At 56.0% G+C, this 17,563-nt stretch carries 19 protein-coding genes; all 19 read right to left on the reverse strand.

All coding sequences use genetic code 11. The features are described from left to right. Nucleotides 1–9 precede the first annotated feature (9 nt). A complete protein-coding gene (locus AC0V6W_RS01030; protein ID WP_486146305.1) occupies nt 10–786 on the reverse strand; it encodes a type III pantothenate kinase in 777 nt (258 codons plus the stop codon). Then, nucleotides 786–1,529, reverse strand: coding sequence for a biotin--[acetyl-CoA-carboxylase] ligase (locus tag AC0V6W_RS01035; protein WP_486146307.1), 744 nt, complete (start codon nt 1,527–1,529; stop codon nt 786–788). Before AC0V6W_RS01035 ends, AC0V6W_RS01030 begins: the two co-directional genes overlap by 1 nt. Next, complete coding sequence (gene nuoN / locus AC0V6W_RS01040; RefSeq protein ID WP_486146309.1) at nt 1,526–3,007, reverse strand: NADH-quinone oxidoreductase subunit NuoN; 1,482 nt, start codon at nt 3,005–3,007, stop codon at nt 1,526–1,528. The genes AC0V6W_RS01035 and nuoN overlap by 4 nt, the downstream gene beginning before the upstream one ends. Then, nucleotides 3,007–4,554 (reverse strand): NADH-quinone oxidoreductase subunit M, encoded by a 1,548-nt coding sequence (locus AC0V6W_RS01045; protein ID WP_486146311.1) that lies wholly within the window; start codon nt 4,552–4,554, stop codon nt 3,007–3,009. Before AC0V6W_RS01045 ends, nuoN begins: the two co-directional genes overlap by 1 nt. Nucleotides 4,555–4,570: 16 nt before the next feature. Next, nucleotides 4,571–6,562, reverse strand: a complete 1,992-nt coding sequence (gene nuoL / locus AC0V6W_RS01050; protein WP_486146313.1) for an NADH-quinone oxidoreductase subunit L — start codon at nt 6,560–6,562, stop codon at nt 4,571–4,573. 5 nt (nt 6,563–6,567) lie between these two features. Then, a complete protein-coding gene (nuoK, locus tag AC0V6W_RS01055; RefSeq protein WP_486146315.1) occupies nt 6,568–6,882 on the reverse strand; it encodes an NADH-quinone oxidoreductase subunit NuoK in 315 nt (104 codons plus the stop codon). After that, nucleotides 6,879–7,505, reverse strand: coding sequence for an NADH-quinone oxidoreductase subunit J (locus AC0V6W_RS01060; RefSeq protein WP_486151420.1), 627 nt, complete (start codon nt 7,503–7,505; stop codon nt 6,879–6,881). The genes nuoK and AC0V6W_RS01060 overlap by 4 nt, the downstream gene beginning before the upstream one ends. 146 nt (nt 7,506–7,651) lie before the next feature. Beyond that, nucleotides 7,652–8,140: an NADH-quinone oxidoreductase subunit NuoI gene (gene nuoI / locus AC0V6W_RS01065; RefSeq protein WP_486146317.1), complete on the reverse strand. Its 489-nt coding sequence runs from the start codon at nt 8,138–8,140 to the stop codon at nt 7,652–7,654. After that, nucleotides 8,137–8,625, reverse strand: coding sequence for a hypothetical protein (locus AC0V6W_RS01070; protein WP_486146319.1), 489 nt, complete (start codon nt 8,623–8,625; stop codon nt 8,137–8,139). Before AC0V6W_RS01070 ends, nuoI begins: the two co-directional genes overlap by 4 nt. Continuing rightward, nucleotides 8,622–9,668, reverse strand: coding sequence for an NADH-quinone oxidoreductase subunit NuoH (nuoH, locus tag AC0V6W_RS01075; RefSeq protein WP_486146321.1), 1,047 nt, complete (start codon nt 9,666–9,668; stop codon nt 8,622–8,624). Before nuoH ends, AC0V6W_RS01070 begins: the two co-directional genes overlap by 4 nt. A gap of 82 nt (nt 9,669–9,750) precedes the next feature. Continuing rightward, nucleotides 9,751–11,766, reverse strand: coding sequence for an NADH-quinone oxidoreductase subunit NuoG (gene nuoG, locus AC0V6W_RS01080; RefSeq protein WP_486146323.1), 2,016 nt, complete (start codon nt 11,764–11,766; stop codon nt 9,751–9,753). A gap of 162 nt (nt 11,767–11,928) precedes the next feature. Then, entirely contained in the window at nt 11,929–13,224 is a 1,296-nt protein-coding gene (gene nuoF / locus AC0V6W_RS01085) for an NADH-quinone oxidoreductase subunit NuoF (protein ID WP_486146325.1), read from the reverse strand. Continuing rightward, the gene (locus AC0V6W_RS01090) at nt 13,211–13,396 is read right to left on the reverse strand and encodes a hypothetical protein (protein ID WP_486146327.1); all 186 of its coding nucleotides are present in this window, start codon (nt 13,394–13,396) and stop codon (nt 13,211–13,213) included. Before AC0V6W_RS01090 ends, nuoF begins: the two co-directional genes overlap by 14 nt. Further along, nucleotides 13,396–14,064 carry a complex I 24 kDa subunit family protein gene (locus tag AC0V6W_RS01095; RefSeq protein ID WP_486146329.1) on the reverse strand — a complete coding sequence of 223 codons (669 nt, stop codon included), beginning with the start codon at nt 14,062–14,064 and terminating at the stop codon, nt 13,396–13,398. The genes AC0V6W_RS01090 and AC0V6W_RS01095 overlap by 1 nt, the downstream gene beginning before the upstream one ends. After that, a complete protein-coding gene (locus AC0V6W_RS01100; protein WP_486146331.1) occupies nt 14,064–14,537 on the reverse strand; it encodes a hypothetical protein in 474 nt (157 codons plus the stop codon). The genes AC0V6W_RS01095 and AC0V6W_RS01100 overlap by 1 nt, the downstream gene beginning before the upstream one ends. Further along, nucleotides 14,534–15,745: an NADH-quinone oxidoreductase subunit D gene (locus AC0V6W_RS01105; protein ID WP_486146333.1), complete on the reverse strand. Its 1,212-nt coding sequence runs from the start codon at nt 15,743–15,745 to the stop codon at nt 14,534–14,536. Before AC0V6W_RS01105 ends, AC0V6W_RS01100 begins: the two co-directional genes overlap by 4 nt. After that, complete coding sequence (locus tag AC0V6W_RS01110) at nt 15,745–16,449, reverse strand: NADH-quinone oxidoreductase subunit C (RefSeq protein ID WP_486146335.1); 705 nt, start codon at nt 16,447–16,449, stop codon at nt 15,745–15,747. The genes AC0V6W_RS01105 and AC0V6W_RS01110 overlap by 1 nt, the downstream gene beginning before the upstream one ends. A 2-nt stretch (nt 16,450–16,451) precedes the next feature. Continuing rightward, nucleotides 16,452–17,045 carry a NuoB/complex I 20 kDa subunit family protein gene (locus AC0V6W_RS01115; RefSeq protein WP_486146337.1) on the reverse strand — a complete coding sequence of 198 codons (594 nt, stop codon included), beginning with the start codon at nt 17,043–17,045 and terminating at the stop codon, nt 16,452–16,454. After that, on the reverse strand, nt 17,042–17,416 hold the full coding sequence (locus tag AC0V6W_RS01120; RefSeq protein ID WP_486146339.1) for an NADH-quinone oxidoreductase subunit A: 375 nt from the start codon (nt 17,414–17,416) through the stop codon (nt 17,042–17,044). The genes AC0V6W_RS01115 and AC0V6W_RS01120 overlap by 4 nt, the downstream gene beginning before the upstream one ends. Nucleotides 17,417–17,563 lie beyond the last annotated feature (147 nt).

The following is a 17,563-nucleotide window of genomic DNA, read 5'->3' on the forward strand; positions in this document are numbered from 1 at the left end:
TAGAGGAAATTACGCCTTGGCCTGTTCAGCCAGAATGGCAAGCCCCTGAATGGTAAGGTCGGCATCGACGTGATCGAAAATGTCGGTCGCCTCATCAAACAATATGGCGAGCCCGCCGGTCGCTACAACCTTTGCCGGGCGGCCAATTTCGCTTTTCATGCGCTCGACTATGCCTTCCATCATGGCGACATAGCCCCAGAAAACGCCAATCAGCATCTGGTCTTCGGTGTTCCGGCCAATTACGCTTTTGCTTGCCGGAGCGCGAACCGCGATGCGGGGCAGCTTGGCTGTTTTTCCGACCAGCGCGTCGAGCGAAAGGTTGATACCCGGCGCAATAGAACCGCCTTTATACGCACCGGTGAAATCGATCGCTTCAAATTTGGTCGCGGTGCCAAAATCAATCGCGATAATGTCGCCGCCATACTTAGTATGCGCGGCAAGAATGTTGAGCGCGCGGTCTGCGCCTAGAGAGCTGGGTTGGTCGACATCAATGGCAAAGCGCCAGGCGGCATCCCCCTCGCCCGCTTTCAGCGGTGTTATGCCGAAATATTTTTGGCACAAAACGGTCAGATTGTGATCAGCACGCGGGACAACTGAGGCGAAAATGATCTGCGTGATCTGTTCGCGCTCTACCCCTTCGATGCTAAGCAATTGGAGCAGCCACACCGCATATTCATCGCCTGTGCGGCGCGGATCGGTGGCAATTCGCCAGCGTGCTTTTACCTCGCGTCCTTCGAACAGCGCGAACACCACATTGGTGTTTCCAACATCGGCAGCCAGCAGCATCAGGTTTCCTCTTGCGCAATCAACGAAACGTCGCCGGCATGGATAGTGCGGATCGCTCCATCCGCCAAGCTCAAGAGCAAAGCGCCATCATCATCGAGTCCGGCAAAAGTGCCTGCGACAGCCGCTTCACCCGTGCCCGTTTTAAGCGGAGTGCCAATTGGATGCGCTGCATCGGTCCAAGCGGCCAGTGTCTCATTCAACGGCTTGGAGCGCCAAAGGGCAAGCCGTTTGGCAAATTCTTCAGCAAGGATCGACAAGACCAGATCGCACCCACCGCCATGTTTGCCGTTCTCGCTCAGGATACTCGTGGTCCGGCGGCCCTCTACTTCGGGGGCGTAGCAAACGTTCACGCCAATCCCCACCACCACGCTGTTTGCTCGGCGTTCGAGCAGGATGCCGGCAATTTTGGCGCCATTGATCAACGCGTCATTGGGCCATTTCAATTCGATATTGGTTTTGGGAAGCAGCGAACGCCTCAGCGTATTTGCCAATGCCAGGCCTGCGACAAAAGACAATGTGTGCGCAGCATGAGGCTCTGCGTGCAGATTAACCAAAGTGCTGCAAAACAGATTGCCCACCGGGCTTTCCCATTTGCGTCCTAGCCGCCCTCGCCCGCCATTCTGACGTTTTGCACGCAGCCAATACCCCTCATCGATATGCTCGCCAGAGCCAAGACGCGTCAGCAGGTCGGCATTGGTCGAGCCGGTTTCCTCCACCACTTCAATGGTTACAGGTGGATTCAAACCGCCATGAACAGCGCTGCTGCCGCCTTGTCGGCCAGATCGGTTAGCGAGCCTGTCATCAGATAGCCAAGCGGAGATATGATCGCAGTAGTAATCGCCAACAAAGCCCAATGCGCAGCGCCGCTTTTGCCAGTTGCGACGCCTGCGGGTTCATCAAAGCAAATGACTTTCACCACCTTGATGTAATAGAATGCACCGATAACGCTCGCTGCGATGGCAATGGCGGCAAATGCAATGAGATTGGCGTCTACCACAGCCTTGAACACGACGAACTTGCTGTAAAACCCGAACAAGGGCGGAATGCCGGCAAGGCTGAACATCATCACTGAAAGGCACAGGGCAATCGCCGGGCGTGTGACTGCAAGTCCTGCAACATCGCTCAGATTTTCGTAAAGATTGCCGCTGCTATCGCGCAGCATCAGCAATGCGGTAAAACTGCCCAGGCTCATCGCGACATAGATAAACAGATAAACCAGCATCGCGCTTGCGCCCGATTGGTTCGCCACGGCGAGACCCAACAGGATAAACCCGATATTGTTAATCGAGGAATAAGCGAGCAGCCGTTTAAGGTTCTCTTGCCCGATCGCGCCCAATGCGCCGAACACGATTGAGGCAAGCGCTGTGAACATCACGATCTGCTGCCAAGCGGTGACCTGCGCACCAAACACATCGAAAACCACGCGCGCAGTCAAAGCGACAGCGGCCACTTTCGGAGCGGTGGCAAAGAATGCGGTGACCGGAGTTGGAGCGCCCTCGTATACATCGGGTGTCCACATGTGGAAAGGAACAGCCGCGATCTTGAACGCAAGGCCAGCCATCACAAAAATAAGCCCAAACAGCGGCCCATAAGCCAAATCGCCTTCAAGCCCCGCGCGCACGGTCGCGAAATCAGTGCCGCCGGTGAAACCATAAAGCAGGCTCATCCCGTAAAGCAGAATGCCCGATGCTAGCGCGCCAAGAACGAAGTATTTAAGACCTGCCTCTGCCGAACGGTTGTCATTGCGCAATATGGCAGCGAGGACATAGGCCGCGAGCGAGTTTAGCTCCAGCCCCATATAAAGCGTCATGAAATCGCTGGCCGAAACCATAACGCTCATGCCGACTGCCGCAAACAGCATCAGCACCGGGTATTCGGCCCGCATGCCGCGTTCTGAACCTGCGGCGGGGCTCGCAAAAAACTGCGGGGCAACCACAAGGCAGCCAATCGCGGCAAGGTAAATCAGCGCCTTGGCAAACAGCGCAAAACTGTCGACCCGCATCAATCCGCCAAACGCGATGGTTTCCGGCCCGTCCGTTCCAAAATGCAGATCGGGCACAAGCGCAATGCCAGCACCGAACAAAGCAGTCGCTGCAAGGATTGCGATTGTCCGAGCCGCTTTGTCTCCGCCCCATGCAGCAATCAGCAGCAGCAGCAGGCCCGCGCCCGTCAGGATCAGCTCAGGAATGATCAGCCCAAAGGATTGCGTGAAATCGAGCATCAGTGCGCCCCTTCTGCATCATGCGCTACAGGAGCGGGCACTTCATTCGCCGCCTTGCCGGATGGCGGAAGGACTTCGAGCCGGCTGTCGCTTTGCGGAGCATACAGGATCAGACGCGCATCAAGCGCTTTGATGTCTTCACGCATCGGCGCAAGGAAACTTTCTGGGTAAACCCCCATCCACATCACAACCGCAGCGATGGGGGCGAGCATCGCCCATTCGCGCACAGTGATATCGCCCATAGCGGCCGCGTCCTCGTTCTTCTGAACGCCAAAGGCGACCCGGCGATAGAGGTAAAGCATATACCCCGCACCAAGAATGATCCCAGTGGTGCAAACCAGAGCGACCCAGGTGGACACTTGATAGATACCCGCTAGCGATAGGAATTCGCCGACGAAACCGCTGGTTCCGGGAAGGCCGATGCTCGCCATGGTGAACAGCAGGAAGAAGACCGCATAATACGGCATATTGATCGATAAGCCGCCATATCGCTCAATCTCGCGGGTGTGGAGGCGGTCGTAAATCACACCTACGCACAGGAACAGCGCGCCCGATACAAGGCCGTGGCTCAGCATGATGATGATCGCGCCTTCAATGCCTTGCACGTTGAAAGCAAACAGACCGACCGTCACAATCGCCATATGCGCGACGCTGGAATAGGCGATCAGCTTTTTCATATCGGCCTGCACCAAGGCGACGAGCGAAGTATAAACCACCGCAACCATCGACAATGCAAAGACGAGCCAGGCGAAATCCGCGCTCGCAGCAGGGAACATCGGCAAGCTGAACCGGATAAAGCCATATCCGCCCAGTTTCAGCAGCACCCCCGCCAGGATCACAGAACCTGCCGTGGGGGCCTGAACGTGCGCATCGGGCAGCCAAGTGTGGAACGGCCACATCGGCACTTTCACCGCGAAACTCGCAAAGAATGCCAGCCACAGCCAGGTCTGAGCCGCCGGGGGGAAATCGGTTTGCATCAAGGTCGGGATGTCCGAAGTGCCAGCGGTCGCCACCATCCAGAACATCGCGATCAGCATCAGAACAGAACCGATCAGTGTGTAGAGGAAGAATTTGTAGCTCGCATAGATCCGGTTATCGCCGCCCCAAACGCCGATGATCAGATACATCGGGATCAGGCCTGCTTCGAACATGATATAGAACAGGAAGATATCCTGAGCTGCAAAAGTGCCGATCATCAGCACTTCCATGAACAAAAACGCGGCCATGTATTCACCAACGCGTTTTTGAATTGCTTCCCAGCTGGCCAGAATACAAATCGGCATCAGGAACACGCTCAGCATGATCAGCATCAGCGCGATGCCATCAATCCCCAACGCATAATTGAAACCTGCAACCAATTCATAGCGTTCGGTGAACTGCCACTGCGCCCCGCCAATATCGTAATTGGCCCAAAGCATTACGCCCAGGCAAAATGTGACCAGCGTCGCCAGCAAAGCGATCAGGCGTGAGCCCTGCCCTGCGAACAAGCACGCAATTGCCCCCGCAAGGGGCACCAGCATCATCACGGTGAGGATGGGAAAGTCCATTGCTCTTATATCGCCTCTAGAGCAGCACGTAAGTGACAGCGGCGATCAGACCCAAGAGCATGATCAGCGCATAAGTGTAGAGATAGCCAGACTGGATTGACTTCGCCGCGACCGATCCGCGCTGAACAACGGCAGCCACACCGTTCGGGCCAAACCGGTCAATCGTACCGATATCACCCAGTTTCCAAAACTGACGGCCAAACCAGAAGGCAGGCTTTACAAAGATCCGATCGTATAGCTCGTCAAAATACCATTTGCGGAACACAAAATTATGCAGCCAGCCAAAAGTACCGACGAATTTGGCCGGGATATCGGGCTTGGCGATGTACGCAAGATATGCGCCTGCAAAACCAAGCACCATGACGATCAGCGCAGAATACTTCACCCAGTAAGGCACCGCATGCATCGCGTGGATCAGGTTTTCATTGTAGAAGATCGACCCGGCCCAAAAAGCTGCATCATCAAGGAAACTCGGCGCAAACACTTGGCCCGCGGCCACGGCACCCACGCTCAACAATCCCAGCGGGATTAGCATGGTTAGCGGGCTTTCATGCGGGTGGTATCCGCCGGTTTTGTCCTCACCCGCTTCTTCGGGGGTTTTATGGACACAGTGCTGGATATGCTCGCTTTCGATCCAGCGCGGCTTGCCCCAGAAAGTGAGGAACATCAGCCGCCAGCTGTAAAAACTGGTAAGCAAAGCCGCGGTCACACCCAGCCAGAAAGCCATTGTCCCCGTGCCCGTGCCGCGCGCAAACGCAACCTCAAGAATGGCATCTTTTGACCAGAACCCGGCAAAGCCCACGCCAAGGTGATACACGCCAAGTCCCGTGATCGCGAGTGTTCCCAAAAGCATCGCGGTGAATGTCAGCGGTATCGCTTTGCGCAGGCCGCCATAATACCGCATATCCTGTTCATGATGCATCGCATGGATGACCGAGCCTGCACCCAAAAACAGCAGCGCTTTAAAGAAGGCATGCGTGAACAGGTGGAACATCGCCACACCGTAGGCGCCCACGCCAGCGGCAAAGAACATATAACCCAGCTGCGAACACGTTGAGTATGCGATCACGCGCTTGATATCCCACTGGGTGGTCCCAATGGTCGCGGCAAAGAAACAGGTCGCCCCGCCGATTACCGTTACCACCATAAGCGCAACAGGAGCAGCCTCAAACATGGGCGACAAGCGGCACAGCATAAACACGCCCGCTGTCACCATGGTGGCCGCATGGATCAGAGCGGAGACCGGTGTGGGCCCCTCCATCGCATCGGGCAGCCATGTGTGAAGCCCCAATTGCGCTGATTTGCCCATCGCGCCGACAAACAAAAGGATGCACAGCACATCCATCGTCTGCGCGCGCATGCCAAGGAAAGAGATTTGCGCTCCGCTCATCGCGGGTGCAGCGTCAAGAATGGCCGGAATTGATGTGGTCTGGAACACCAGGAACGTGCCGAATATTCCCAGCATGAAGCCAAGATCGCCGACGCGGTTCACCACAAAAGCCTTAATCGCAGCGGCGCCTGCGGTTGGCTTGCGGAACCAGAAACCGATCAACAGATACGAGGCCAGCCCCACTCCTTCCCAGCCAAAGAACATTTGCACGAGGTTATCAGCCGTCACCAGCATCAGCATCGCGAAAGTGAACAGCGAAAGGTAGGCGAAGAAGCGCGGCTGATCCGGGTCTTCCTCCATATATCCCCAGCTGTACAGATGAACGAGCGCCGACACGCTGTTGATCACAACCAGCATCACAGCGGTCAGAGCATCCACGCGCAACGACCAGTCAAAGCTCATATCACCCGACTGAACCCATTTGAGAACCGGCACCACCTCTGCAATGGCATCGCCTGTGATAAAGGCGATGAAGATCGGCCAGCTGAGGATCGCTGAGAGGAACAGAGCGCCGGTCGTGACAACCTTTGCGCCTGTATTGCCCAGTGCGCGATTGCCAAAACCGGCAATGATCGACGCGATCAATGGTGCGAACACGATGATGAGAATGGGGCTCATATCCGTTACCCTCTCATCTGATTGACATCATCGACCGCGATCGTGCCGCGACCGCGATAATAGATGACGAGAATGGCAAGTCCGATAGCAGCCTCTGCCGCCGCGACAGTCAACACCATCATAGCGAAAATCTGCCCGGTCAGATCATTCATAAACGCGCTGAATGCGACCAGATTGATGTTCACGCTGAGCAGGATCAGTTCAACCGACATCAGGATCACGATGACGTTCTTGCGATTGATAAAGATACCCAGCACGCCCAGCACAAACAGGATCGCGCCGACCACCAGATAATGTTCAATGCCGATGGGTGACGTCATAGCTCAATCCCCTCACCAACGGCCGGTTGCTTCATCACATTGGCATCCTGCGGGCGGCGGCTGATCTGTTTGCCGATATCCTGACGGCCCCGCGCACCCGGCTTGGCTTCACGGTGCGTGAGCACAATGGCCCCGATCATGGCAACCAGTAGAATGATCCCGGCGATCTCAAACAGCAGAATGTATTTGCCGTAAAGCAGCCGCCCAATCGCCTCGATATTGCTTTCGCCGACCAATTGCGCGCCGCCACTGGCAGCCGCATCGCCCAGCACCAACCCGCCAGCGCCGTAGACACCCAGTGCAAGCCCGAGTTCCGCGAGCAGAATAATCGCCATCGCAATGCCGAGCGGAAAATTCTTGATCAGCCCGGCCCGCATTTCCGCAAAGTCGATATCGAGCATCATCACGACAAACAGGAACAACACAGCGACCGCACCGACATAGACGATCACCAGCAGCATCGCGATGAACTCAGCGCCCACAATGACCATCAAACCCGCTGCATTGAAGAAGGCAAGGATAAGCCACAGCACAGAATGCACCGGGTTGCGCGACAGGATTACCATCACCGCTGAAGCGATGACGATGCCTGCAAAAAGGTAGAAGGCGAGTGCCTGTATCATGATGAGCTTGGCCAAATCGTCACCCCGGCGAAAGGCCGAGGTCCAGAAAGCGGCAATGTGATCCCTTTGTTATCCCTCGAAACCGGCCATTTAGCGAATGCTGATGGTCCGGAATCGTTTATCCCTGTTGTGTTTCGTGCACGCCCCTAACGATAGGGAGCGTCCGCTTCAAGATTGGCCGCAATGGCCCGCTCCCATTTGTCACCGTTTGCGAGCAATTTTGCCTTGTCATAGAGCAATTCTTCGCGCGTTTCAGTGGCGTATTCAAAGTTTGGTCCCTCAACCACGGCATCCACCGGGCATGCCTCTTGGCAGAAACCGCAATAGATGCACTTGGTCATGTCGATGTCATAGCGCGTCGTGCGGCGGCTGCCGTCTTCGCGCGGTTCGGATTCGATCGTGATCGCTTGCGCAGGGCACACGGCCTCGCACAATTTGCACGCAATGCAGCGTTCTTCGCCATTGGGATAGCGGCGCAAAGCGTGCTCGCCGCGAAAGCGCGGGGAGAGCGGCGATTTTTCAAACGGATAGTTGATCGTCACCTTAGGCTTGAAGAAATACTTCAAGGTCAGCGCGTGGGCCTTGACGAATTCGTAGAGGGTGAAACTCTTAGCGAGCTGGGTGATGGAGGTCATTGGCTAAGCACCTTTTCGCCAATTTCTTTAAATCTCGGACTGCACGCACCGGTCGCAAAGGCTGCTATACGCCCGTGGTCAGAGTCGGTTGGTGGAGTGTATCGACTGATTGTAGCCAGGCTAAGTTGGTCGCATACGAACTGGAAGTTCGCAATATACTCCATTCCGTCGGGCCCAAGTGCGGAGAAGGAATATCGACGAATATTTGCTTTGGGCGAGTTCGCTATCTCGAACTTCTGCTTACCCAACAAAAACTCTGGAGCGAGACCTTCGACATTGACCTCTAAGCGGTCATAATGATCCCAACCCACCGGAACTTCCGGGATTTGCCCGTTGAGTACAATTGTACCGCCCTCCGTATCGGAAAAGTTGCAGCTCCATACGACCGCAGGCATCGGCGCTGTCGAAGGAGGAGTAGGAACCACCTTCATCGGGACCGGTTCCTGAAATGAGAGTGAAGCCAACGAAAAAAGAAGCCAGCTCATGCCCAATGCCCCGTCGCCATCAAATACCCGCTAATCAGCGCCACAAAGATCAAGCTCATCGGCAGGAACACTTTCCAGCCAAGCCGCATCAGCTGGTCATAGCGGTAACGCGGTACGGTTGCCCAGATCCAACTGAAGAAGAGGAAGAAGCAAAAGGTCTTGAGCAGGAACCAGATAAAGCCTGGCACCACATATAGCGGCGCCCAATCCACAGGCGGCAGCCATCCGCCCACGAACAGGATCGTGCACAGCGAGCACATCAGCAAGATGTTCGCATACTCTCCGAGCCAGAACAGCGCGAAGCTCATGCTTGAATATTCGGTTTGATAGCCTGCAACGAGCTCTGATTCCGCCTCGGTCAGGTCAAACGGAGCGCGCGCGGTTTCTGCCAAAGCGCAGATGAAGAACACCACGAAGATCGGGAAAAGCAGCGGGTTAAAAAAGAACCCGTTTACGATCCCCAGACCATGTCCCTTTTGCGCCATCACGATATCGGTCATGTTGAACGACTTGGTCCACAGCACCACGCATACGAGGATAAAGCCGATCGAGACCTCGTAAGAGATCATCTGCGCGGCCGCGCGCATGGCCGAGAAGAACGGATATTTGGAGTTTGATGCCCAACCGCTCATCACCACGCCGTAAACCCCGAGCGAGCTGATCGCGAGGATGTAAAGCAGGCCGAGATCGATGTCGGACAGCACCAGCCCCTCGCCGAACGGGATTACCGCCCATGCAGCCAGCGCCACGGTAAAGGTGATGATGGGGGCGAGGAGGAAAATGCCCTTGTTGGCCGCGCTCGGAATGATGGTTTCTTGCAAGAAGACCTTGAGGCCATCTGCAAAGGACTGGAGCAGACCAAACGGCCCCACCACATTAGGCCCGCGCCGCAGCATAACCGCGCCGAGAACCTTGCGGTCGACATAAATGACCATTGCAACCGCGAGCATAAGCGGCAGCGCGATCAGCAGGATGCCCGCGATGGTCGCGATGGTCCATGCGGCTTCGTAGGGAAGGCCGAGGGAAACGAAGAAATCTGTCATAATGCGAGCCCCAGCGCAGGCTGGGACCTCCATCGAATTTGCGGGAGACCCCAGCCTTCGCTGGGGATCACTTCAAAGGAAATCACTCCGCAGCCTCCTTCATCTCATCCCCGTGCAGCAATTCCGCAGAACATTGCTGCATCACCGCACTTGCACGCGCGATCGGGTTTGTGAGGTAAAAATCCGCAATCGGATAAGCGCTGATTTCGCCTTCTGCCTTCGCGGAAGCGTCAGCCTTGGGAAGCGCGCCGTAATCGGCCAGCCCCTCTTCACCCAAGGCAGGCACTTCGCGGGTCATCGCCGCCTGCAATTCGCCAAAACTGTCAAAGCCGACATTCACACCCAGCACATCGGCAAGCGCGCGCAGGATCGTCCAATCTTCGCGCGCATCGCCGGGGGCAAACACCGCTTTCTCCGCAAACTGCACGCGGCCTTCGGTGTTGACGTAGGTTCCGTCTTTCTCGGCATAAGAAGCCGCTGGCAGGATCACATCGGCCGCATGCGCGCCTTTGTCGCCGTGGTGGCCGATATAGACCTTCAACGCATCCGCAAACGAAGAGTGGTCCATTTCATCCGCGCCAAGGCTGAGCAGCACTTTCGGCTTCGCGCCCGCCACCTCTGCCATGCCGCCCGGTACAGTGAAATCGAGCATCAGCGAACCCATGCGCGCCGCGCTCATATGCAGGACGTTGAATCCGTTCCAACCATCACGCACCAGCTTGAACTTGTCGACCAGCTTCAACGCAGCGCCAAGTGCGCCTTTCGCCAGAGCCGCACCGCCTAAAATGACCGCAGGGCGCTCCGCTGCCTTCATCGCGTCGCCCAAAGCTTTGGGAACGCGGTTGAGAACTTTGAGGTCTTCGCCAAGGAAGTCGGCCGGGTATGTCGTCTCCCATTCAGGACCAACAACAAACACTTTTGCACCCGCTTTAACAGCCTTGCGAATGCGCGCATTCACCAGCGCTGCTTCCCAGCGGATGTGCGAACCGACGATCAGAATGCAATCGGCAGTCTCGATCCCGGCAAAGGTGGAGTTGAAATTCACCGCCGCCATATTCGACACGTCATACGTCATGCCGGTCTGGCGCGCCTCGAGAAGCGAAGAACCGCTGGCTTTGAGCAAAGCTTTAGCCGCAAACATAGTCTCGCAATCGACCATGTCGCCAGCAACCGCTGCGATCGAGGATTTGTCCGAACCCAAAGCATCCTTGATGACGCCGAACGCTTCGTTCCAGTCCGCCGCCACAAGCTTGCCATCATGGCGTACAAACACTTTATCCAGGCGGCGCTTTGTCAGGCCATCGACCTGATAGCGCCCCTTATCCGACAGCCATTCCTCATTCACATCATCATTTACGCGGGGCAGCGCGCGCATGACTTCGCGGCCTTTGGAGTGAAGCGAGATATTGGCGCCCACCGCATCCGACACATCAATGCTCAGTGTCCGCTTCAATTCCCACGGGCGCGCCTCAAACGCATAAGGCCGAGAGGTGAGAGCGCCGACCGGGCACAAATCAATCACATTGGCCGACAATTCATGCGCCGCGGCCTGTTCCAGATAGGTCGTGATCTGCATGTCTTCGCCGCGATACAGCGCGCCGATTTCATCAACGCCTGCAATCTCTTCGGAGAAACGGACACAGCGCGTGCAGTGAATGCATCGGGTCATCACTGTCTTGATCAGCGGACCCATATATTTCTCAGTCACCGCGCGCTTGTTTGCAGTGTACCGCGAGGCGCCTTTGCCATAGGTCATGGACTGGTCTTGCAGATCGCATTCGCCGCCCTGATCGCAAATCGGACAATCGAGCGGGTGATTGATTAGGAGAAATTCCATCACCCCTTCGCGTGCCTTTTTGACCATCGGCGTATCGGTGCGGATTTCCTGACCATCGCCAGCAGGAAGCGCGCAAGAGGCCTGAGGCTTAGGCGGCCCCGGCTTCACTTCGACCAGACACATGCGGCAATTGCCCGCAATCGACAGGCGTTCGTGATAGCAGAAACGCGGGATTTCCTTGCCTGCAAGCTCGCAAGCCTGAAGGACAGTCGCCCCCGCCGGAACTTCGATTTCTTCGCCGTCTACCGTGACTTTAGGCATCAGATGACCCCACCGAAATGGAGCGCGCAAACGGCAACAAATAAAACAGCGGCAAAGACCATTGCAAACTTGCGCGTCCTGGTATCGCTTTCAGAAGCATGAGATCCGTTGCCTGAAGTCCCGCCAAGAAAGCTGAGTAAAAGTTCAAAGATATTGCCCACCTCACTCCGCAGCCTCCGCAAACTGAGAGTTATGTTCTTCGATCCGCCGCTCCAGCTCTGGGCGGAAATGACGGATGAGGCCCTGAATCGGCCACGCTGCTGCATCACCCAGAGCGCAGATTGTGTGGCCTTCGACCTGCTTTGTGACCTCTTGCAGCATGTCGATTTCTTCGATCGCCGCATCCCCTGTGCGCAGACGTTCCATCATGCGCCACATCCAGCCTGTACCTTCGCGGCAGGGCGTGCATTGGCCGCAGCTTTCGTGCTTATAGAAATAGCTGAGACGCGAGATCGCACGCACGATGTCGGTGGATTTGTCCATCACAATCACGGCGGCGGTGCCAAGGCCGGAGCCAAGCTCTTTCAGCCCGTCGAAATCCATCGGTGCGCTACGAATTTGTTCAGCAGGCACAAGCGGCACCGAAGAACCGCCGGGAATAACCGCCAGCAGATTATCCCAACCGCCCGTGATGCCGCCGCAGTGTTTTTCGATCAGCTCTTCGAATGGGATCCCCATTTCCTCTTCGACGACGCACGGCTTTTCGACATGGCCGCTGATCTGGAATAGCTTCGTCCCGTGATTGCCCTCACGTCCAAAACTTGCAAACCATGAACCACCCCGCCGCAGGATCGTCGGCACGACAGCGATGCTTTCGACGTTATTGACCGTAGTCGGGCAGCCATAAAGCCCAGCGCCTGCCGGGAATGGCGGTTTCAAGCGCGGTTGGCCTTTTTTGCCCTCAAGACTTTCGATCATCGCGGTTTCTTCGCCGCAGATATACGCGCCTGCACCCCGGTGCATGAACACGTCAAAATCATAGCCTGATCCGCTGGCATTCTTGCCGATCAAGCCGGCCGCGTTCGCTTCGTCGATGGCTTTTTGCAGCGCTTCGGCTTCGCGAATATATTCGCCGCGTATATAGATATAGGCCGCGCGCGCACGCATCGCAAAGCCAGCCACCAGCGCGCCTTCGATCAGCTTGTGCGGATCGTGACGCAGGATCTCGCGGTCCTTGCACGAACCCGGTTCGGATTCGTCCGCATTGATAACCAGGAAGCTGGGCCGCCCATCAGCAGACGATTTCGGCATGAATGACCATTTGAGCCCGGTGGGAAAGCCCGCCCCGCCCCGCCCGCGCAATCCGCTGGCCTTGATCTCTTCGATGATCGCTTCTTGGCCGCGCTCAATCAGAGCCTTGGTGCCATCCCAATCGCCGCGCTTTTGCGCCGCTTTGAGGCCCGCGTCCTGAAAGCCATAAACATTGGTGAAGATGCGATCCTTATCAGCCAGCATCATTCGATCCCTTACTCTTTGCAATTCTAAGCTGGCGCAAAGTCAGCACCTGAAACAGCAAACCCATGCCCATGAGAACAATACCTGTTGATCGTTCATCAGTGGCGGCGAGATACGCGCCAACACCGAAGCAGGCAAAGCCCGCGATCATCATGGCAAGAACGCCGCCATTCATCACCAGTCACTCCGGTAATCGTGATTGGCACCAACCATTTCCTTGAGCGTTGTCGGGCCGCCCGAAGGCTCCGAGGTGTGCCGACCAGGCTCCTGCGTTCCCGCCTTGGGCGTTTCGCCCTTGGCCAGCGCATCAAGCACTGCGTCGAGCCGATCAACCGTCAAATCTTCGAAATTGTCATCGTTGATCTGGACCATGGGAGCAGTGGCGCAATTGCCCATGCATTCCACCTCGGTCAGCGTCCAAAGGCCGTCTTCGGAGACTTTGCCCTTCTCCATCCCGCGTTTTTTGCACGCGCTAATGATTTCATCAGAACCACGAAGCATACACGGCGTAGTGCCGCACACCTGCACGTGGTATTTCCCGACAGGCTTCATGTTGTACATGAAATAGAATGTCGCAACTTCGAGCACGCGGATGGTGGGCATTTCGAGATAGTCGGCGATGTATTCGATGACCGGCATGGGCAGCCAACCCTGCGTATCAGTCTCTTCACCAACCTGTCGCTGACCCAGATCGAGCAGCGCCATCACCGCAGATTTCTGACGGCCATCGGGGTATTTGGCGATGTGGTAATCGGCCTTTTTCTTGTTCTCAGGCGTCCACGCGAAAGAGCCCCAACGCGCGCGCAGTTCGGGTGTGTCGGGTGCGGGTGTACGGTCAGCCATTAATTTTGCTCCGGTGGCAAGACTGCTACCGGGGGCGGTTTATCTCCAACCCAATAACGGTGAGCGGCGACAATCAAACCGCCTTCGATTTTGATCTCTACATTAATCTGAAAAGGACTTGTGTCCGCGAATTTGAAGCTAGCTCCATGCGCAAACTTCCGCCGTGCCTCGATGTCTTCGGGAACCGAAATTTTGTGATAGCCACGTACCAGTTTCTTCCCGAACAGGTTTCCCGCAAACAAATAGGCTTTATCTTCTTTCATTCGCCCTTCACTGAACGCACTAAGCACGTATTCGTCAGCTAGATAACGATTCACAGCGTTAACGTCCTTGTTAGCAAGTCCCTCAAAAAAGGTATTTGCTATGACCTCATCTGTTAGCTGATCGACAGGCTCGTCAGCCTGTGCGGATACAACCTCAGCTGGTAGCATCAGAATGAGTGAAGCTAGAACAATGCTAAAAAGGGTTTTCACCGATCACACTCCCCAAACACCACATCAATCGCGCCCAGAATAGCCGTAGCATCAGGCAGCATGTGGCCTTTGCTCATGAATTCCATCGCTTGAAGATGCGAGAAAGCGGTCGGGCGGATTTTGCAGCGATAGGGTTTGTTGGTGCCATCACTCACCAGATACACGCCGAACTCGCCCTTGGGGCTTTCGGTCGCGACGTACACTTCGCCTTCGGGCACGTGGAAGCCTTCGGTGTAGAGTTTGAAGTGGTGGATCAGGCTTTCCATCGATTGCTTCATCTCGCCGCGCTTGGGAGGCGAAACTTTGCCGTCAGTGCTGGCGACCGGGCCCGTGGGCATATCGCGCAGGCACTGCTTGATAATCTTGGCGCTTTCGTAAACCTCGTTCACGCGCACCATGAAACGGTCATAGCAATCGGAATTGGTGCCGACAGGAATGTCAAACTCCATCCGGTCATACACATCATAAGGCTGCGACTTGCGCAGATCCCATGGGATGCCAGCAGCGCGGATCATCGGACCGGAAAAGCCCCATGCAATCGCATCATCACGGCCCACAACCGCGATATCGACATTGCGCTGTTTGAAAATGCGGTTGTCGGTCACTAGGCTCATCGCATCGCCGAAAATCTCCGGCAGGCGCGTGTCGATCCAATTGCCGATATCAACCAGCAGTTTCTCCGGCACATCCTGATGAACACCGCCGGGGCGGTACCAGGCAGAGTGCATACGCGCGCCGCTCGCCCGTTCAAAGAAGTTGAGGCAATCCTCGCGGATTTCGAACACCCACAAGTTAGGCGTCATCGCGCCAACATCCATCACATGCGCGCCGATATTGAGCATGTGATTGCATATGCGCGTTAGCTCAGCGAACAGAACCCGCAAATATTGCGCACGCTCTGGCACTTCGATGTTGAGCAGCTTCTCAATCGCCAGAACGTAGGAATATTCTTGCGCCAAAGGCGAGCAGTAATCGAGCCGGTCAAAATACGGCAGCGCTTGAAGATAGGTCTTTGTTTCGATGAGCTTTTCAGTGCCGCGATGGAGCAGGCCGACATGCGGATCGACGCGCTCGATCACTTCGCCATCCAGCTCCATCACCATGCGCAAAACGCCGTGCGCGGCCGGATGCTGAGGACCGAAATTGATCGTGTAATTCTGGATGACATCGCCTTCAGTGGTGAGCGATTCTTCGACTTGCATGCCCATTATTCGCCCTCCTCGATATCAAATTCGACGCCGTCTTTCGGCGGCTCTTCGCTTTCAGCTTCAGGAGCGTCCGGTTCAGGCGCGGGCGTTTCAGCCTTTTCATCGCCTGGCAGCACATAGTCTGAACCTTCCCATGGGCTCAGGAAATCAAACGTGCGCATGTCCTGAGCCAGCTCAACCGGCTCATAGACGACCCGCTTTTCGTCTTCGGAATAACGCAGCTCGGTATAGCCCGTCATCGGGAAATCCTTGCGGAAGGGATGCCCTTCGAACCCGTAATCGGTCAGAATGCGGCGCAAGTCGGGATTGCCATCAAATACGACACCGTACATGTCGAACACTTCGCGTTCTAACCAACCAGCATTGGGCCACAGATGCGTGATCGTGGGCACTGGTGTAGTCTCGTTGGTGGAACACTTCACCATCACCCGGTGGTTCTTGGTTAGCGAAAGCAGCATGTAGACGACTTCGAAACGCTCAGCGCGATCCGGATAGTCCGCGCCCGCAATCTCAACCATTTGCTGATATTGATGATCGTCGCGCAAAATTTTCAGGACATTGGCGATCTGGTCGCGTTTGGCCGTGAGAATGATCTCACCATGCTCTTCGCGCGAGGCGTCAAGCCAAACACTCAGGCTCTCGCAAAGCGTATCCAGCACGCCTTCATTTGAAGCGAATTTGGGGGCGGAGTGAACGATACCCATAATTAACGCTCAATCGTCCCTGTGCGGCGGATTTTGCGCTGCAATTGCATCACGCCGTAAAGCAAAGCTTCAGCTGTCGGAGGGCAGCCGGGGACATAGATATCGACCGGTACAATCCGGTCACATCCGCGCACCACACTGTAGGAATAGTGGTAATAGCCGCCGCCATTCGCGCAGCTTCCCATACTGATCACATATTTGGGATCAGACATCTGGTCATAAACTTTGCGCAAAGCAGGCGCCATTTTGTTGCACAGCGTGCCAGCGACGATCATCACGTCAGATTGACGCGGGGATGCGCGCGGGGTCACGCCGAAACGCTCCATATCATAGCGCGGCATGTTGACGTGGATCATCTCAACCGCGCAGCAGGCAAGGCCGAAAGTCATCCACCACAGCGAGCCGGTTCGCGCCCAGTTGAACAAGTCTTCGGTCGAGGTAACAAGGAAGCCTTTGTCATTCACTTCGGTTTGCAGCGCGTTGAAATAATCCGCATCCGGCGTTTTGACATCGCCGGGTTGGGCAGTTGGCAAACCAGCCTGCGAACCTGTGGGCGCAATGGGAAGCGCATTGGGAGGCGTGATAATATTGCTCATTCCCAGTCCAGAGCTCCCTTCTTCCACTCATAGGCAAGGCCGATGGCCAGAATTCCCAGGAATGTCATCATTCCGGCCCAGCCAATCCAGCCTGTCTCACCCAGGCTTACCGCCCATGGGAACAGGAACGCTGCCTCAAGATCGAAAATAATAAAGCTGATCGCGACGAGGTAAAAGCGCACGTCGAACTGGCTGCGGGCATCTTCAAACGCGGGGAAACCACATTCATATTCAGACAGCTTTTCCGCATCGGGATTGTGCGCTCCGGTTAAGCGCGAAACGCCCATCGGCAGAAACACAAACAGGCACGATATCGCAAGAGCGATAACGATGAAGATCAGTATCGGCAGATACTGGCTTAAATCTAACACGGCATTGTCCAAGCTGATTTGTCCCAAGAGCGCCCTAAGCCCGTCTTTTCAAATGCGCAAGCACGGGAACGCACGGAATTACCAGCAAATGCGGGCATATCTGTTGCGTAAAAGCGAACAGGCGGCCCAATAGCGCCCCTGCCCGCA

The sequence above is a fragment of the Erythrobacter sp. JB1-7 genome (genome assembly GCF_057365015.1).

Excerpts from the sequence above, each read along its gene's own strand:
- AC0V6W_RS01115 (WP_486146337.1), bottom strand. The coding sequence starts at position 17,045 with ATGAGCAATATTATCACGCCTCCCAATGCGCTTCCCATTGCGCCCACA.
- AC0V6W_RS01070 (WP_486146319.1), bottom strand. The coding sequence starts at position 8,625 with ATGAGCTGGCTTCTTTTTTCGTTGGCTTCACTCTCATTTCAGGAACCG.
- AC0V6W_RS01090 (WP_486146327.1), bottom strand. The coding sequence starts at position 13,396 with ATGAATGGCGGCGTTCTTGCCATGATGATCGCGGGCTTTGCCTGCTTC.
- nuoN (WP_486146309.1), bottom strand. The coding sequence starts at position 3,007 with ATGCTCGATTTCACGCAATCCTTTGGGCTGATCATTCCTGAGCTGATC.
- nuoK (WP_486146315.1), bottom strand. The coding sequence starts at position 6,882 with ATGACGTCACCCATCGGCATTGAACATTATCTGGTGGTCGGCGCGATC.
- nuoF (WP_486146325.1), bottom strand. The coding sequence starts at position 13,224 with ATGATGCTGGCTGATAAGGATCGCATCTTCACCAATGTTTATGGCTTT.
- AC0V6W_RS01030 (WP_486146305.1), bottom strand. The coding sequence starts at position 786 with ATGCTGCTGGCTGCCGATGTTGGAAACACCAATGTGGTGTTCGCGCTG.
- AC0V6W_RS01045 (WP_486146311.1), bottom strand. The coding sequence starts at position 4,554 with ATGGACTTTCCCATCCTCACCGTGATGATGCTGGTGCCCCTTGCGGGG.
- nuoH (WP_486146321.1), bottom strand. The coding sequence starts at position 9,668 with ATGACAGATTTCTTCGTTTCCCTCGGCCTTCCCTACGAAGCCGCATGG.
- AC0V6W_RS01110 (WP_486146335.1), bottom strand. The coding sequence starts at position 16,449 with ATGGGTATCGTTCACTCCGCCCCCAAATTCGCTTCAAATGAAGGCGTG.
- nuoL (WP_486146313.1), bottom strand. The coding sequence starts at position 6,562 with ATGAGCCCCATTCTCATCATCGTGTTCGCACCATTGATCGCGTCGATC.
- nuoI (WP_486146317.1), bottom strand. The coding sequence starts at position 8,140 with ATGACCTCCATCACCCAGCTCGCTAAGAGTTTCACCCTCTACGAATTC.
- nuoG (WP_486146323.1), bottom strand. The coding sequence starts at position 11,766 with ATGCCTAAAGTCACGGTAGACGGCGAAGAAATCGAAGTTCCGGCGGGG.
- AC0V6W_RS01095 (WP_486146329.1), bottom strand. The coding sequence starts at position 14,064 with ATGGCTGACCGTACACCCGCACCCGACACACCCGAACTGCGCGCGCGT.
- AC0V6W_RS01060 (WP_486151420.1), bottom strand. The coding sequence starts at position 7,505 with ATGATACAGGCACTCGCCTTCTACCTTTTTGCAGGCATCGTCATCGCT.
- AC0V6W_RS01105 (WP_486146333.1), bottom strand. The coding sequence starts at position 15,745 with ATGGGCATGCAAGTCGAAGAATCGCTCACCACTGAAGGCGATGTCATC.